Origin of the sequence: Terrabacter sp. LjRoot27 (assembly GCF_964254175.1) — a bacterium.
GTDB lineage: Bacteria > Actinomycetota > Actinomycetes > Actinomycetales > Dermatophilaceae > Terrabacter.
Genome location: NZ_CAXUSS020000001.1, coordinates 4,227,237 through 4,241,446 on the forward strand (window position 1 = coordinate 4,227,237; position 14,210 = coordinate 4,241,446).

The 14,210-nt window shown below is 70.9% G+C and carries 17 protein-coding genes; 11 read left to right on the plus strand and 6 right to left on the minus strand.

Annotation, left to right across the window (positions count from 1 at the left end; translation table 11 throughout):
- The first annotated feature begins 264 nt into the window (after positions 1–264).
- Complete coding sequence (locus tag ACSQ2D_RS19460; protein ID WP_435987557.1) at positions 265–1,134, plus strand: oxidoreductase; 870 nt, start codon at positions 265–267, stop codon at positions 1,132–1,134.
- A 13-nt stretch (positions 1,135–1,147) separates the two neighbouring features.
- Here the strand turns inward: ACSQ2D_RS19460 and ACSQ2D_RS19465 are convergent, their stop codons facing one another.
- Positions 1,148–1,564 carry a nitroreductase family deazaflavin-dependent oxidoreductase gene (locus tag ACSQ2D_RS19465; RefSeq protein ID WP_435987558.1) on the minus strand — a complete coding sequence of 139 codons (417 nt, stop codon included), beginning with the start codon at positions 1,562–1,564 and terminating at the stop codon, positions 1,148–1,150.
- 116 nt (positions 1,565–1,680) lie between these two features.
- Positions 1,681–2,151 carry an SLATT domain-containing protein gene (locus ACSQ2D_RS19470; RefSeq protein WP_435987559.1) on the minus strand — a complete coding sequence of 157 codons (471 nt, stop codon included), beginning with the start codon at positions 2,149–2,151 and terminating at the stop codon, positions 1,681–1,683.
- Positions 2,152–2,535: 384 nt separating this feature from the next.
- Between ACSQ2D_RS19470 and ACSQ2D_RS19475 the strand changes: the two genes are divergently transcribed.
- Positions 2,536–3,213 carry a Type 1 glutamine amidotransferase-like domain-containing protein gene (locus ACSQ2D_RS19475; protein ID WP_435987560.1) on the plus strand — a complete coding sequence of 226 codons (678 nt, stop codon included), beginning with the start codon at positions 2,536–2,538 and terminating at the stop codon, positions 3,211–3,213.
- 40 nt (positions 3,214–3,253) lie between these two features.
- Here ACSQ2D_RS19475 and ACSQ2D_RS19480 read toward each other — a convergent pair whose 3' ends face one another.
- Positions 3,254–3,847, minus strand: a complete 594-nt coding sequence (locus tag ACSQ2D_RS19480; protein WP_435987561.1) for a GNAT family N-acetyltransferase — start codon at positions 3,845–3,847, stop codon at positions 3,254–3,256.
- A 78-nt stretch (positions 3,848–3,925) separates the two neighbouring features.
- Here ACSQ2D_RS19480 and ACSQ2D_RS19485 point away from each other — a divergent pair, with 78 nt between their 5' ends.
- On the plus strand, positions 3,926–4,336 hold the full coding sequence (locus ACSQ2D_RS19485) for an MmcQ/YjbR family DNA-binding protein (RefSeq protein WP_435987562.1): 411 nt from the start codon (positions 3,926–3,928) through the stop codon (positions 4,334–4,336).
- Positions 4,337–4,351: 15 nt separating this feature from the next.
- Here the strand turns inward: ACSQ2D_RS19485 and ACSQ2D_RS19490 are convergent, their stop codons facing one another.
- The gene (locus tag ACSQ2D_RS19490) at positions 4,352–4,912 is read right to left on the minus strand and encodes an NYN domain-containing protein (protein WP_435987563.1); all 561 of its coding nucleotides are present in this window, start codon (positions 4,910–4,912) and stop codon (positions 4,352–4,354) included.
- 62 nt (positions 4,913–4,974) lie between these two features.
- Positions 4,975–5,175 carry a hypothetical protein gene (locus ACSQ2D_RS19495; protein WP_435987564.1) on the minus strand — a complete coding sequence of 67 codons (201 nt, stop codon included), beginning with the start codon at positions 5,173–5,175 and terminating at the stop codon, positions 4,975–4,977.
- A gap of 341 nt (positions 5,176–5,516) precedes the next feature.
- On the opposite strand from ACSQ2D_RS19495, the gene ACSQ2D_RS19500 reads away from it, so the two are divergent.
- The 5 genes from ACSQ2D_RS19500 to ACSQ2D_RS19520 all read left to right on the plus strand — a co-directional run bounded on the left by ACSQ2D_RS19500 (position 5,517) and on the right by ACSQ2D_RS19520 (position 9,251).
- The gene (locus ACSQ2D_RS19500; RefSeq protein WP_435987565.1) at positions 5,517–6,380 is read left to right on the plus strand and encodes a patatin-like phospholipase family protein; all 864 of its coding nucleotides are present in this window, start codon (positions 5,517–5,519) and stop codon (positions 6,378–6,380) included.
- 114 nt (positions 6,381–6,494) lie between these two features.
- Positions 6,495–7,100: a dihydrofolate reductase family protein gene (locus tag ACSQ2D_RS19505; RefSeq protein ID WP_435987566.1), complete on the plus strand. Its 606-nt coding sequence runs from the start codon at positions 6,495–6,497 to the stop codon at positions 7,098–7,100.
- 219 nt (positions 7,101–7,319) lie between these two features.
- On the plus strand, positions 7,320–7,667 hold the full coding sequence (locus ACSQ2D_RS19510; protein ID WP_435987567.1) for a DUF1294 domain-containing protein: 348 nt from the start codon (positions 7,320–7,322) through the stop codon (positions 7,665–7,667).
- Positions 7,668–7,774: 107 nt separating this feature from the next.
- Positions 7,775–8,512: an Ltp family lipoprotein gene (locus tag ACSQ2D_RS19515; protein WP_435987568.1), complete on the plus strand. Its 738-nt coding sequence runs from the start codon at positions 7,775–7,777 to the stop codon at positions 8,510–8,512.
- Between the two features lie 154 nt (positions 8,513–8,666).
- The gene (locus ACSQ2D_RS19520) at positions 8,667–9,251 is read left to right on the plus strand and encodes a DUF6529 family protein (RefSeq protein WP_435987569.1); all 585 of its coding nucleotides are present in this window, start codon (positions 8,667–8,669) and stop codon (positions 9,249–9,251) included.
- A 42-nt stretch (positions 9,252–9,293) separates the two neighbouring features.
- Here ACSQ2D_RS19520 and ACSQ2D_RS19525 read toward each other — a convergent pair whose 3' ends face one another.
- Positions 9,294–10,412, minus strand: a complete 1,119-nt coding sequence (locus ACSQ2D_RS19525) for an ANTAR domain-containing protein (protein ID WP_435987570.1) — start codon at positions 10,410–10,412, stop codon at positions 9,294–9,296.
- A 218-nt stretch (positions 10,413–10,630) separates the two neighbouring features.
- On the opposite strand from ACSQ2D_RS19525, the gene ACSQ2D_RS19530 reads away from it, so the two are divergent.
- The 3 genes from ACSQ2D_RS19530 (at position 10,631) to uvrA (ending at position 14,195) form a co-directional block, all read left to right on the plus strand.
- Entirely contained in the window at positions 10,631–11,074 is a 444-nt protein-coding gene (locus ACSQ2D_RS19530; RefSeq protein WP_435987571.1) for a ferritin-like domain-containing protein, read from the plus strand.
- 113 nt (positions 11,075–11,187) lie between these two features.
- Positions 11,188–11,652, plus strand: coding sequence for a phage tail protein (locus tag ACSQ2D_RS19535; protein WP_435987572.1), 465 nt, complete (start codon positions 11,188–11,190; stop codon positions 11,650–11,652).
- Positions 11,653–11,708: 56 nt separating this feature from the next.
- Positions 11,709–14,195, plus strand: coding sequence for an excinuclease ABC subunit UvrA (gene uvrA, locus ACSQ2D_RS19540; RefSeq protein WP_435987573.1), 2,487 nt, complete (start codon positions 11,709–11,711; stop codon positions 14,193–14,195).
- Positions 14,196–14,210: the final 15 nt, after the last annotated feature.

Sequence of the window (14,210 nt, forward strand, 5' to 3'; positions counted from 1 at the left end):
GAGGGGTCGTCCGGCGTCGGCCGGGATCGGCGTTCGGCGGTACGGGAACTCACGTTATTGGTCGGCCCCACACCACGTGAGGCAAATGACGAACTTCGCCCACTTCTGTTTGAATTCGACGAAATCCGTTGTCGGAGAGAGTGATTTCGCAGGTTGTGGTGGTGGCGGCGCCCGGGATCCGGAGGCCCGGTGTCGAGGCTTTGGGGGGACGGACAAGCCGCCGGGCTTGCGTTGGAGCGCACTCCAACACCTAGCGTCGATGAAATGACCGACACCTTCCCCCTGGCAGACCGCACCGTCCGACGCGTGGGCTTCGGCGCCATGCAGCTCCCCGGCCCCGGCGTCATGGGCCCGCCGCGCGACCGCGCCGAGGCGCTGCGCGTGCTGCGCCGCGCCGTCGAGCTCGGCGTCGACCACATCGACACGGCGCAGTTCTACGGACCCGACGTCAGCAACGAGCTGATCCGCGAGGCCCTCCACCCGTATGCCGCCGACCTCGCCCTCGTGTCCAAGGTGGGCGCGCGTCGTGACGCGGCCGGCGCCTGGTTGCCCGCGCAGAAGCCGGCAGAGCTGCGAGCCGACGTCGAGGCGAACCTGCGTGCTCTGGGCGTCGACCGCCTGACGGCGGTGAACCTGCGCCGTATGGACGCCGACGCGCCCGGCGCCGACGAGGTGGCGCTCGAGGACCAGGTGGCCGAGCTGGCCGCCCTGCGTGACGAGGGCAAGATCGCCGGCGTCGGCCTCTCGACGGTGTCGGCTGCGGATCTCGCTGCAGCGCAGGCGATCACGGAGATCGTGTGCGTGCAGAACCCGTTCAGCCTCGTCGACCAGACGGACACCGAGGTGCTGGACACGTGCACGGCGGCCGGGATCGCGTATGTGCCGTACTTCCCGCTCGGCTCGGCCTTCCCGCACCTGCCGAAGGTCGTGGACCAGCCTGCGGTGCAGGCGGTCGCTGAGCGCCGTGGCGTGCCAGCAGCGCGGATCGGCCTGGCCTGGCTGCTCGCCCGCGCCGACAACGTCCTGCTCATCCCGGGCACGTCGTCGGTCGCGCACCTCGAGGAGAACATGGCGGTCGCCGACCTCCAGCTGACCGACGACGACCTGGCCGAGCTGGCGTCGGTCGCTGCCTGACCCCGGCTGGGCGTCAGCGGCGCGTGAGGAGGACGACCGGGATGACCCGGTCGGTCTTCTGCTCGTAGTCGGCGAAGCCCGGGTAGCGGCGCTTCTGCTCCTCCCAGACCGGCTCTCGCTCGTCGGGAGTCATGACCGTCGCGTGCACGTCGATCGTCTCGACCTCACCATCGGTGCCCACCTCGATCGCGACGTCGGGGTGGGCCTTGAGGTTGTGGAACCACGCCGGGTTCACGTCGAGACCGGCGTAGGACGCGAAGACGGCCCAGCCGCCGTCGACGGCCTGGTACATCATCGGGTTGACGCGCGGCTCCCCCGACTTGGCACCCGTGGTGTGGAGCAGGAGCAGCGGCGCACCCTCGAAGTTGCCGCCGACCTTCCCGCCGTTGTCCCGGAACTCGGCAATGACCTTGTCGTTCCACTCGCTCATGCCGCTCACGCTACGCCCGCCGGAAGCGACCGCCCCCGAAGCGCCGCCACACCTCGACCCAGGTCGACAGCGCCTCGTTGCGCCGCCCCAGCGGTCGGCGTCGCATGCGACTCCGCCTACGGTGACGGGTAGTAGTTCAAGCTCTCGTCGGTCATCTTCTTCGCCTTCTTGAGCAGTCGACGCGGCACACGGGGACTGGCGGACGTCACCTCGACCCACGTCGCGGTCAGAGCGCGCAGCCGATCCCGTTGGTCCGACGGCACCTCGTCGAGACCGAACTGCCACAGGTCGCGCGCGGTCGCCTGAAGTGCGTTGTACGACGCGGCCGCCCTGAGATGCTGGGTCGAGATGTCTCCCGGTCGTAGGGCCGTGACGAGTGCGGCCGAAGCCGCTGCTCCGAGGGCGAGCAGTCCCGCGGCGGTGGCGTTGTTGCTGAACGCACTGCCGCTCGCTGCCGCTGCGAGCACGGCCGCGAGGCCGCCGGCGACCCACTGGAAGTTGCCCCAGAAGCCCGCTGCCGTGACATGCCGCTCTGCCTGTCGCCAGCTGTCCTCCTCGATCCGCTTCGTGAAGACGTAGGGATCCACCTTGAGACTGGCGTCAGCGGCGCGGAGGGCAGGTGGGTGATTGTCGGGTGGTTCCGTCGATGACGCCATGAGGTGCTCCTTCGACTCGGTCCCGGCCTCACAGGTTCATCCCAGTGTGCCGGGAGTGGAGCACACGCGCGGCGGCATGGCGGACACCCGCTGAGAGCAGGCGCAGCCAGGGCCGTCGACCTGCGTCAGTCCGCCGCCCGCCAGGCGCGCGGGGGTTACCGGACATGGCGACGGCCGGACCTCCGGAAAGGGCCGACAGTCCAGCACCTCGCCCAGGCACCCGGTGTATACGGTGTGAACACACATCGGTGCCTCCCCGAGTCGCGTCGACCCACGTCCATCCCGGGGACCGCCATGACACGTGGAGGCAAGGCAATGAGACTTCTCCTGACCTCTGGCGGCGTCACGAACGCGAGCATCCACGACGCGCTCGTCGACCTGCTGGGCAAGCCGATCGCCGACTCCAGCGCGCTGTGCATCCCGACCGGCATGTACGGACACCCGTCGGTCGGCCCCGGCGTCAGGGCGTGGGAGTTCATCAGCGGAAAATCGGAGAACCCCATGGTCGATCTGGGCTGGAAGTCCGTCGGCGTTCTCGAGCTGACCGCGCTGCCCAGCATCGACGAAGCGCGCTGGGTACCTCTGCTCCGGGAGACGGATGTGTTGCTGGTGGGGGGCGGCGACGTTCTCTACCTGTCTTACTGGATGCGTGAGTCCGGGCTGACGGACCTGCTCCCGTCGCTGAGCGAGACGGTCTGGGTGGGGCTGAGTGCCGGGAGCATGGTGATGACCCCCGAGGTCGGGGAGGACTTCATCCAGTGGAGACCGCCGACCGGGGACGTCAGCACCCTGGGCCTCGTCGACTTCTCGATCTGTCCCCATCTGGCTCCGGACGGCATGCCGGGCAACTCCATGGCCGAGGCGGAGCAGTGGGTGGCAGGCATCTCGCATCCTGCGTACGCCATGGACGACCAGACGGCGATCAAGGTGGCTGATGGCACCGTCGAGGTTGTGTCAGAAGGGAACTGGAAGCACTTCCCTCGTGACCGCTGACGCCACCTCGAGTCAGAGACGGCCCTGACGGAACCGTCCGTCAGGCTGTTGCACCGAGCCGGTGTCGCACGACCCTCCGGCGCAGGGTGGGCGACGCCTCGACCTCGTAGCCGGCGTCGAGGAAGACCTGGAGCAGCCCGACCGACGCCTCGTCCCAGATGACGGTCTTGCCCGGCGGCGGCTCGGTGGGGTAGCCCTCGAGGACGCGAGCGCCGACCTGCCTGCCGTACTCGACGGTGGCGGCGGCAAGCTCGTACATCAGTCCCTGCCGCCGGAAGGCCGGACGCACGACGAAGCAGGTGACCGACCAGACGCCCTCGAGCTCGGGGTCCATGCGCATCCACGCCTTCTGCCGGGCCCAGATCCTCGGGTAGCTCTCCCGCGGCTCGACCGCGACCCACCCGGCCGGGTCTCCGTCGACGTAGCCGATCAGGCCCGACGTCGGGCCGCTCGTGCCGCAGCCGGCCTGCTCCAGGAGCGCGGCGTCGCGCTCCTCCTGGGTCGTGTCGCGCCAGATCCAGCCCGGCACCTTGAGCGCCTGGCAACGGCACTTGCGGGCGCCGCCGGCGTCGAACACGGCCTCGACCTCCTCGACGGTCGCGTCGTTGGCCGGTCGCCAGCTGAACTCGGGCACACCTCGAGACTAGTGGCGGTGATGGGGACGCGCCCGGACGAGCGACCGCCTGTCGGCAGGCGCTGGCAGACTCGTGGCGTGTCCCGGCCGCCGCGCATCGAGCCCTCCGGCGACGTCGTCGCTCGCATCGGGTCGACGGCGCTGGCACTGCCCGACGCCTACGAGGAGGACGCCTGGACCGGCATACGGTGGCGGGTGCGGAGCAAGACCTTCGCCCACGTCCTCGTGGCTCAGGAGGGCTACACGTCCGCGTACCGCGACGTGACCGGGGTGACCGAGCCGACCACGGTGCTGACCTTCCGCTCCTCCGGCGACGAGCTGTCGGCACTGGCCAACGCGGGGCCGCCGTTCTACCAGCCGCCGTGGTCGCCCACCGTCGTCGGCATGGTGCTCGACGTCGACACCGACTGGGACGAGGTCGCCGAGCTGGTGACCGAGAGCTACCGGTTCTGCGCGCCCCTCACGCTGAGGCGCCGACTGGGTCGGTGACGGCGCACGACGTGGCTAGAGGAAGTCGGCCGGGTCGAAGTCCTCGATGGCGATGACCCGGATGCGCGGCAGCGACTCCCGGAAGGCCTGCACGTCGTACTCGAGGTCGAAGGTGGCCAGACCCTGGGCCGTCAGCTCGAGGAACGCGTTGCTGCGGAACTCCTGGAACCCGACGACGCCCACCCGCCGGCCGTCCAGCAGGTCGCCCATCTGGTCGACGAAGTCCCCGTCGTTGCTGACGAGGAGCACGTCCGCCCGGCGTTGACGGATCTCGACGAGTGTCCGCTGGATGGCGATGTCGACGACCTTCTCGCCGGCCGCGCCGGAGAGGGGGACGGGCCGGTAGCCGATGGCCATCAGAGCCTGGACGAACGGCATCGGGAGCTCGTTGTTGGCCGCGAGGAAGAAGAGCCCGACCGCCGGCTGGTTCCACAGCTCCTGCGCGAACTGCAGCAGCCGCTCCCACCTCGGGCGCTCCTCAGGGCGCGGGCGCCGTCCCAGGATCGAGGTCCCGAGGGTGGCGTCGATGTTCTCCCCGTCGATGAGGACGTACGTGATGCGAGGAGACTCAGCCATGGGACGGAGCCTACGTCCCCCGCCGCCCCGGCAACCCCACCGACAGCGACGCGAGCAGCGGCCTAGGGCCGGGGGGCCGTGAGATACGCGATCACCAGGACGCCGAGCGAGACCGCCACCAGCAGTGCACCGATCTGCGTCTGCCTGCCCCGCCGCGCCGAGACGTCGCGCCCGGACCGTCCCGGCCCCGTCTGCGAGGCCCACACGATCATGCCGAGCCCGACCACGAGCAGGGCACCGACGCCGACCCAGACGTAGGTCATCGGCCGGACCCGGCCGTCTCGCTCCGCAGCTCGTCCGCCATCCACCCACGATCGCACAAAGGCCGGTGCGCACCTCGTCGACGGACTGCTAGCGTCCGAGTGATCGTGATCCGTCTGCAGGAGGTGAGACCCGTGAACGCAGCAACCGCACTGGGTGCTCCCCCGCAGTCCACGATCGCGCGACCGACGTAGTCGCCACGGGGAGGCCCTCCACGCAACGCGCGAAAGGCACTCCCATGAACACCATCTCGACGCCCCCAGACCCCCATTCCGGGAACTGGACGACTGTCCAGCAGGCCCATGCCACAAGCCAACTGGCCTTCCCGGACCAACGCGCCCTCGTGCTGGCCGGTGCGGGAGCCGCAGGCAACGCGTGGGAGCTCGGCCTCGTCGCCGGACTCTCGGCCGCCGGCGTCGACCTCACCGGGGCCGACCTCGTCGTCGGGACCTCGGCCGGGTCGACCGTGGCCGCTCAGGTCACCGGCACCACACCCCCCGCGGAGCTGTATGCCGCCATCCTCGCCGAGGTGCCCCGGCCTCCGTCACACGGTGGCGCGGTCCACCGCCGAAGCGCACCGACCGTCTCGGGCCCGAGCTACCTGGAGTGGTCGGACACGATCATCGCGACGTCAGCGAACGCATACGACATGCGTCGCCGGATGGGCGCGGCTGCGCTGGAGCGGGAGGCTGCCAGCCCGTCCGATCCGACACGGTGGCGCGACGTCGTCGCGGCCCGGCTCCCCGACCACGACTGGCCGCGACAGCGAGTGCTCATCGTGGCCGTCGATGCGGAGACCGGAGATCCGGTCGTCTTCGACCGGGACAGCGGTGTCGACCTCGTGGACGCCGTCGCGGCCAGCACCTCGGCCATGACGCCCCACCGGATCGGGGATCGCCGCTATCTCAACGGCGGCTACCGCCGCAGCGAGAACGCCGACCTGGCGGCCGGCTACGGGCGCGTCCTCGTGCTGTCCCCGTTCAGCGGGCGCACGCGCATGCCGCTCGAGTGGGGCATGGACCTGGCCAGCCAGGTCGCGGAGCTGAGGGCCGGCGGCAGCACGGTCGAGACCGTCTACCCGGACAGCCGGTGCGGTGACGTCTTCGGTGCCGACGCGCTCGACCCATCGACCCGTCTCCCGGCTGCTCGCGGCGGCTACGCCCAGGGCTTCGACCTCGCGGAGCGGCTGGCCGAGCTGTGGAACTGATGCCGGCCCACCGGGGCGCCCGAAGAAAGTCCGGTGACCGCTGTCCGACCGAGGCGGTGCTGTTCGTTGCCAGAGTGAGAGCAGTTGACACACCCACTCTGGAGAGGAACCACCATGTCTGAGGTCGTCGCCATCATGTCCATGTCGCTCGACGGATTCGTCGCCGGTCCCCACGACGACGTGATGCAGGTCTTCGACTGGTACTTCGCCTCCGGCGACGTCGAGTTCACCACCGGCGGCTCGGACCCCATGACGTTCAAGGTGTCCGAGCCGAGCGCCCACTACCTCCGCGAGCTCACGCCCCGGCTCGGGGCCGTGCTCACCGGGCGACGCACCTTCGAGGTCGCCCAGGGCTGGGGCGGCAACCACGCCTGGGGGCCCGCGTTCGTCGTCACGCACGAGGTCCCCGAGGGCTGGCCGCGGCCCGACTCGACCGTCCACTTCGTGACCGACGGCATCGAGAGCGCAGTCCGTCAGGCCAAGGACGCTGCCGGCGAGAAGTCCGTCGGGCTCCACGGCGCGGACACCATCCAGCAGTGCCTCAACGCCGGACTGGTCGACTACCTCCAGATCGACGTCGCCGCAGTGCTGCTCGGCGACGGGGTGCGACTCTTCGACCACCTCGACACGACGCCGGCCGTCCTCGGCGACCCGACCGTCATCGCCGGCGTGGGCGTGACGCACCTGCGCTACCCGGTGCGCACGGCGCAGTCCTCCTGACGTCGCTCACCGGACCGAGCGACCGCGGCGTCGACCCGGCCATCGTTCGCCAATCCGGGCCGTGGCCCGCGCGCGAGTCGCATAATGCCGATCAGGACGACTCGCTCCCCACTCGAGCCAGGCTGTCCGGCCTGACGACCCACGAGCCGAGGAGCGAACGAGATGCCAGCAGACAGCCGCGCCGGAGGCCGGCGTGGAGCCCGACGAGCGAGCGGGAGCATGCCGGCGGTTGCCGTCGCGGTCCTCTTCTTCGCCGTCCTGGCGGCCCTGCTGTTCCGGGACGAGCTCCCTCTCTGGCTGCCGGTCGCCTACCTGCTGCTCAGCGGCATCTCCTTCACGATGTACCGCGCGGACAAGTCCGCGGCTGCGGTCAGTGGCAGACGGCGTACGCCGGAGTCCACCCTCCACACGATCGACCTCCTGGGCGGCTGGCCGGGTGCACTCGTCGCCCGACACGTCTTCCGGCACAAGACGGTCAAGCAGCCGTTCCGCACCGTCTTCTGGCTCACCGTGGTCGTCAACTGCGCGGCCCTCGCATGGCTCGTGCGCGAGCTGTCGTCCGTCTAGATCCGCCCGCCCTCTTCCCCACCGAATTCTCCGAAACCGGGACACGACCGGCGATGAGCCGGACACTTCCCTAGCAGTTCCAGGGAACCCACAGGGAAGAGCCACTCATGAGCGACAACAACTACCAGTACCCCGCGCCCGAAGGGGAGCCGACCGCGCCGTTGACGTGGGCACCCCCGCAGGGCTCTCCGCTCCCGGAGGAGGGTGCGACGCCGAAGCAGAAGATGGGCAGGGGCAAGAAGGCCGGGCTGTGGGCCGGTGGTCTTGTCGTTGCTCTCATCGCCCTCGGTGCGACCGGCGGCAACGCCAAGACAACTCCGACTGCCGCCACCGCCGTGAGCGTAACGACGACGGATGACGCCACGACCCCCGCAACCGCAACCTCACCGGCTGCCACGGTCGACACGGCAGCAGCCGACAAGGCAGCAGCCGACAAGGCAGCAGCCGACAAGGCAGCAGCGGACAAGGCAGCAGCTGCGAAGGTGGCTGCGGCCAAGGCAGCCGCCGCAAAGGCTGCAGCGGCGAAGGCCGCGGCTGAGGAGGCCGCGAATGCCATGACCGTCTCGCAGGAGCAGGCCGTCGCTCAGGCCGAGTCCTACCTGGAGTTCAGCGCCTTCTCGCGCAAGGGTCTGATCAAGCAGCTGCAGTTCGAGCAGTTCTCCAAGGCCGACGCGACATACGCCGTCGACCACATCACGGTGAACTGGAACGAGCAGGCTGCGAAGCAGGCCAAGTCCTACCTCGAGATGACTCCGTTCTCCCGCGGAGGACTCGTCTCGCAGCTGAAGTTCGAGGGGTTCACTACCGCGCAGGCCACCTACGGCGTCAAGGCCGTCGGTCTCTGAGCAGTCCTTCGGCGCACTCGTTGTCGTCAAGGGGCCCGGTCTGCGAGGACTGGCCGGGCCCCAGGCACCGTCACCAACGACCGCGCTTCTGGGGGCATGGCCCGGCTTCCGGCGTTCCGGTCCCGCATGAGCCGGGCGGGAGGATCCTGAAGCCATGGCTGACAGCAGGCCTGCGAGGAGCCTGGCGATCCCGTTGACGGCGTTCGCCGTGGGAGCCGTCGTCGCGCTGCTCGTCGGGGTCTTCGGCAAGGTCCACGACCCGACGCTCGCCGGCACGACGACCTTCGGCTTCCGCACGGTCATCGACATGAAGGTCGTGCTGTCCGTCGTCATCGGGGTGCTCGCGCTGCTCCAGCTCGTCGGCGCGCTCTGGCTCTACGGCCGGCTCGGCGTCAGCGCACCGTCGTGGCTCGGGACCGCCCACCGCATCGGCGGCGCCACAGCCGTCGTGCTCCTCGTCTTCGTCGCCTACCACTGCCTCTGGGCACTCGGCCTCGAGTCCGGGACGCTCCCCGGCGGGGAGCCCGTGGCCACGCGGACCGTCGTGCACGGCGTCCTCGGGTGCGCGGTCATCGGCGCGGTCGTGGTCAAGGTCGTCGCGGTGCGCTCCAGGCGCGCACCCGGATGGTTCCTGCCCGTCGCCGGCGGGCTGCTCTTCGCGCTGCTCATCGGCGCCGTGCTGACGTCGGCCGTCTGGTACATCGGGGCACAGGGCTGGCCGAGCTCGGGTGGCTACTGACCCGCCAGCACCGTGGTCGTCACCCTGACGTATGCCGGGTGCTCAGGAGACGCTCTGCTCGCCGGCTCGCGCAGGGGGCCGGGACGCACCCGAGCCGGGCGGGAGTGCGTCGCCGCTGTCGAACTCGCCGGTCTGGGCCACCGTGACGGCCACCGACCGGAGCTTCTCGTTGAGCCGTTGGGACGCCCGTCGGAGGGCGTCGAACGCATCCTCCGGGGTGAGCTTGAGCCGCTCCATGAGGATCCCCTTGGCCTGGCCGATGACGTCGCGGGACGCGAGGGCCTGGTTCAGCCCCTCGGCCAGATCCTGGAGGTCGCGACGTTGGTGCGCTGCCCCCGCGGCCAGCCCCGCGTGTGCGGCGAGGATGAGCCCGATGTTCTGCGCCTCGTCGCTGAAGGCGTCCGGCTCGAACCCGTACGTGTTCAGCGATCCCCCGGCGCCGTCGGCCCACAGTCCGGGCGCAGCCAGGCGGTAGGAGGCGGCGGACTCGGCGCCGAGGTCGGACGGGCGTGACGCCAGCGCCGGCCAGCGGGTGTCGGGGAAAGACCGCGCATACACGACGGCTTCGTCCACCGCGTCCAGGCAGGGGCCCTCGTGGACCTCGTACTGCGCCTGGTCGACGGCCGACGCGGCCGAGGCCGTGGTCGCGACGGTCCGGAACGTCCCGGCCTCCCTGAGCGTGACACTGGCCATCTCGCACCCCGCGACGGTGCTCACCGCGGCCAGCGCGATCCGCGACAGGACCTCGTCGAAGGAGTCGGCGGCGTGGAGGTGCTCGGCGACCGCCGCGAAGGCCGCGGCCAGCCTGGTCGTCGGCGTGGCCGCGTGGCGTCGCTCGGCGGCCTCGTCCCGCTCCACCGCGGCGGCGTCGCGCGAGGCCGCCATCTCCTCGCGGTCCTGGCGCGCCTGTGCCCGGTCCGCGCGGTCGGCAACCCGTGAAGCCGGGGACTCGACACTGCCACCTGCAGACCCGAGCCCAGCCGCACGAGCGTCCAGCTGCTGCTCCCGCTCGTCCAGCAGCGCCTGTCGCGCGTCCGCGATCGCGTCCCGGGCGTCCGCGACGGCGTCGCGCTCGGCCGCCAGCTCGTCACGCCGGTCGGCGACGAAGTCGCGCTTCTCGGCAGCCCACTCGCGCTCGTCCTCGACCGGTTCCGATGTCATCGCGATGCCTCCTCCCGGACGCCGGATGCTGCATCGACTCTACGCGTCGGGGCGTGCCGCTCAGGTGGCTATGCACGAGGTGCCGAACGCGAGCGGCAGCTCGTCGTGCAACCGGCGCTGGTGTGGGCCAGACCTGCCCGTGATGGGGCCGGGACGGTTGGGCCGGGACGCCGTCGGGTAGGACCCGAAGGACCAGCAACCTGATCGAAGGAGTGCACATGTCGGATGACGAGAAGGTCGCCAAGGACCTCGTGGAGACGCTGAAGGACGGCGAGCGCGGCTTCGCGTCGGCCGCCGAGAAGCTGCGTGACAGCGACCGCGCCGAGTGGGCGACCACCCTGCAGCGGCTGTCCGAGCAGCGCGCCGGCTTCCGCCGCGAGATCGTCGAGATGGGCCACGAGTACGGCGACGACGTCGACGAGAGCGGTTCGGTCGCAGCATCCCTGCACCGCGGCTGGATCTCGCTCAAGGACGCCCTGACCGGCGACGACGCGGGCAGCGTCCTCGGCGCCGCCGTGACCGGCGAGGACCACGCGGTCTCCGAGTACGAGAAGGCCGAGAAGGCCGACCTCAGCGCCGGCTTCCGCGCCGTCGTCGCTCGCCAGCACGCTGCGATCGTCGCTGCGCGCGACGAGGTCAAGGCCCTGCACGTCGTCGACTGACCGACGCCGCGAGCTCGACCTGGCCCCTCCACCGGACCCCGTCCCGTGGAGGGGCCATCGCGTGGGGCGCCGCCGATACCCTGACGAGGAAGGCCTGACCCAGGAGGTGTGCCGTGTCGTACGTCGTCGACTTCGTGGACGTGTCGACCGAGGGGCTCGAGAGCTCCCCCGTCGCGGAAGCGCTGGCGGGCCTCCGGGCCAACGAGGCGCGCTACTACAAGAACAAGTACGACCACGTCTTCACCGTCGAACCCGCGGCAGAGGCGAGCGAGGTCGTCGACCACGTGCACCGCATCCTCGCGGAGGAGCGCGACCTCGTCATCGGCTCACGGCCGCTCGAGGCCACGGCGTTCGAGGTCGACGGTCTGAGGATGGCGTACGTCTTCTACGAGTCCGGCCTGTCCGTCAACGTCATGTACGCGCTCGACCCGGCCGGGAAACGCGCCGTCGGCTTCAAGCTCTCGGACGGCATGGAGGTCCCCGAGGAGCTCGCTTCCCGCTTCACGTTCGCCCGCCAGAAGTCGAAGCTGGCCGGGACGATCCGCGGCTCCTACTTCGTCATCAAGGGCAAGTACTGACCCAGCCGTCCACGGCCGATGGTGCCCGACCGCACCCGAGCGACTAGACAGGTCACGTGCACCTCGACCCGACCGACCACTTCGTCCACGTCCGCGGAGCCAGCGAGCACAACCTCAAGACCGTCGACGTCGACCTGCCGCGCGATGCCATGGTTGCCTTCACCGGCGTCTCCGGGTCCGGCAAGTCCTCGCTGGCCTTCGGCACGCTCTACGCCGAGGCGCAGCGCCGCTACTTCGAGTCGGTCGCGCCCTACGCCCGCCGGCTGCTCCAGCAGGTCGGCGCCCCGCACGTCCAGGAGATCACCGGCCTCCCGCCGGCCGTCGCGCTTCAGCAACGCCGCGGCGCCGCGAGCTCGCGCTCGACCGTCGGCACGCTGACGACCCTCTCGAACCTCGTGCGGATGCTCTACTCCCGCGCCGGCACCTACCCCGACGGCGCGACCCGGCTCGAGGCCGAGGCCTTCTCGCCCAACACCGCCGCCGGAGCGTGCCCCGAGTGCCACGGGCTGGGCGAGGCGCACGACGTGGCCGAGGACCTCCTCGTCCCCGACACCTCGCTCAGCATCCGCGACGGGGCCATCGCGGCGTGGCCGGGCGCCTGGCAGGGCAAGAACCTCGTCCGCGTCACCCGGACCCTCGGCATCGACGTCGACGTGCCGTGGCGCGACCTCCCCCGCAAGGACCGCGACTGGCTGCTCTACACCGACGAGCAGCCGCGGGTGCTCATCGACCGACGCGGTGAGGCCGACGACACGACCGGCCGCGACTACCACGGCACCTTCTGGAGCGCCCGCAAGCACATCCGTCACACACTGGCCGACACGAAGAGCCAGATGATGCGCGACAAGGCGCTGCGCTTCGTCCGCAGCGTCCGGTGCCCGGCCTGCCACGGCACGGGGCTGCGGGAGGACGCCCTCGCGGTGACCTTCCGGGGACTCGACATCGCGCACACCAACGCGTTGTCGTTCACCGACCTCGCGGCGCTGCTGCGCCCCGTCGCCGAGCTGACCGAGGCTGGCGCCGCGACGTCGTCCGCCGCGTCCGGCGAGGCCACCGAGGTCGCCGTGCGCCTCTGCACCGAGCTCGTGGCGCGCGTCCAGGTGCTGCTCGACCTCGGGCTCGGCTACCTCTCGCTCGGGCGCAGCTCTACGACGCTCTCGCCGGGAGAGGCGCAGCGCCTGCGCATCGCGTCCCAGCTGCGCTCGGGGCTCTTCGGGGTCGTCTACGTCCTCGACGAGCCGTCCGCGGGACTGCACCCGGCCGACGCCGCGCCGCTGCTCGAGGTGCTCGACGCGCTGAAGCGGTCGGGCAACTCGCTCTTCGTCGTCGAGCACGACCTCGACATCGTCCGCCGCGCCGACTGGGTCGTCGACATCGGCCCAGGCGCCGGCGAGCAGGGCGGCCACGTGCTCTACTCCGGACCCGTCGACGGCCTCGAGCACGTCGAGGCCTCGGTCACCGGGCACCACCTCTTCGGCCGAGCCGAGCGGCCCCCGCGCCCCCGGCGCTCGCCCCAGGGGTGGCTGCACCTGCGCGGCATCAGCCGGCACAACCTCGACGACCTCTCCGTCGACGTGCCCCTCTGCGTCCTGACGGCCGTCACCGGCGTCTCCGGGTCGGGCAAGTCGACGCTCGTGACCCAGGTGCTCTCCGAGCTCGTCCGCCGCCACCTCGGCCAGAGCCCCGACGACCCCGAGGAGACCGAGCTCGAGATCGACGTCGACGACGCCACCGGCCTCGAGTCGTTCGACCGGCTCGTCCGCGTCGACCAGCGCCCCATCGGCCGCACCCCGCGCTCCAACCTCGCCACCTACACCGGCCTCTTCGACGCCGTGCGCAAGCTGTATGCCGCCACCCCGGAGGCGCGCGAGCGCGGCTACGGCGCGGGCCGATTCTCCTTCAACGTCGCCGAGGGACGCTGCGAGACGTGCCAGGGCGAGGGGTTCGTCTCCGTCGAGCTCCTCTTCCTGCCCGGGACGTATGCGCCGTGCCCGACCTGCCACGGCGCGCGCTACAACGCCGAGACCCTCGAGATCACCTACCGCGGCAAGAACGTCGCCGACGTGCTGGCCCTCTCCGTCGACGAGGCCGCCGACTTCCTCGCCGAGGTGCCGGCCGCCGCGCGCAGCCTCACGACGCTGCGCGAGGTCGGGCTCGGCTACCTGCGTCTCGGTCAGCCCGCCACCGAGCTGAGCGGAGGGGAGGCCCAGCGGATCAAGCTGGCGACCGAGCTGCAGCGAGCCCGGCGCGGGCACGCCCTCTACCTGCTCGACGAGCCCACGGCCGGGCTGCACCCGGCCGACATCGCCCTGCTGCTGCGTCAGCTCCACCGCCTGGTCGACGCCGGCAACACCGTCGTGCTCGTCGAGCACGACCTCGGCACGATCATCAGTGCCGACTGGGTCATCGACCTCGGTCCGGGAGGTGGGGACGCAGGAGGCCGTGTCGTCGCGACCGGCACGGCTGAGGAGGTCGCCGCTGCCGAGGGGAGCGCGACGGCACCCTACCTCGCCGCCCATCTAGCCTTGGGCACAGATCAGTAGCGGCCGGATCCGCTT

Bases quoted from the DNA above. Each gene is read 5' to 3' on its own strand.
- ACSQ2D_RS19460 (WP_435987557.1), top strand. From the start codon at position 265: ATGACCGACACCTTCCCCCTGGCAGACCGCACCGTCCGACGCGTGGGC.
- ACSQ2D_RS19465 (WP_435987558.1), bottom strand. From the start codon at position 1,564: ATGAGCGAGTGGAACGACAAGGTCATTGCCGAGTTCCGGGACAACGGC.
- ACSQ2D_RS19475 (WP_435987560.1), top strand. From the start codon at position 2,536: ATGAGACTTCTCCTGACCTCTGGCGGCGTCACGAACGCGAGCATCCAC.
- ACSQ2D_RS19490 (WP_435987563.1), bottom strand. From the start codon at position 4,912: ATGGCTGAGTCTCCTCGCATCACGTACGTCCTCATCGACGGGGAGAAC.
- ACSQ2D_RS19495 (WP_435987564.1), bottom strand. From the start codon at position 5,175: ATGACCTACGTCTGGGTCGGCGTCGGTGCCCTGCTCGTGGTCGGGCTC.
- ACSQ2D_RS19505 (WP_435987566.1), top strand. From the start codon at position 6,495: ATGTCTGAGGTCGTCGCCATCATGTCCATGTCGCTCGACGGATTCGTC.
- ACSQ2D_RS19510 (WP_435987567.1), top strand. From the start codon at position 7,320: ATGCCGGCGGTTGCCGTCGCGGTCCTCTTCTTCGCCGTCCTGGCGGCC.
- ACSQ2D_RS19515 (WP_435987568.1), top strand. From the start codon at position 7,775: ATGAGCGACAACAACTACCAGTACCCCGCGCCCGAAGGGGAGCCGACC.
- ACSQ2D_RS19520 (WP_435987569.1), top strand. From the start codon at position 8,667: ATGGCTGACAGCAGGCCTGCGAGGAGCCTGGCGATCCCGTTGACGGCG.
- ACSQ2D_RS19525 (WP_435987570.1), bottom strand. From the start codon at position 10,412: ATGACATCGGAACCGGTCGAGGACGAGCGCGAGTGGGCTGCCGAGAAG.
- ACSQ2D_RS19530 (WP_435987571.1), top strand. From the start codon at position 10,631: ATGTCGGATGACGAGAAGGTCGCCAAGGACCTCGTGGAGACGCTGAAG.